General features: G+C 68.9%; 1 protein-coding gene. It reads left to right on the top strand.

Translation table 11 applies throughout. The annotated features are described in order from the left end of the window. The coding region (locus AABA86_RS33710) for a S1C family serine protease (RefSeq protein ID WP_338309810.1) at nt 1-331 on the top strand (331 nt) is incomplete at both ends.

Below are 331 nucleotides of genomic sequence, written 5' to 3'. Positions count from 1 at the left end.
CGATCTCGACCGCGCGCTCGCATCCGTCGTCGGCCTGCACGCCATCATCCCGCCGGACGCCTTCAGCGCCGAGACGCTGGGCACCGAACGCGCCGGCAACGGCGTCGTGATCGATCACGGACTGGTGCTCACCATCGGCTATCTCATCACCGAGGCGGAATCGGTGTGGCTGCACCTCGGCGATGGGCGGGTGGTCGAAGGCCATGCGCTCGGTTTCGATTCCGAAACCGGCTTCGGGCTGGTGCAAGCCCTCGGTGAGCTCGACGTCGAACCGTTGCCGCTCGGCAGCTCGGCGGAAACCCGGATCGGCGACCGCGTCGTGGTCGGCGGC

Source organism: Bradyrhizobium sp. TM233 (genome assembly GCF_036247965.1).
In the GTDB taxonomy this organism is placed as follows: Bacteria; Pseudomonadota; Alphaproteobacteria; order Rhizobiales; family Xanthobacteraceae; genus Bradyrhizobium; species Bradyrhizobium ottawaense.
The sequence above is the reverse complement of the archived record's forward strand: the minus strand, read 5'-3'. Positions and strand labels throughout refer to the sequence as shown.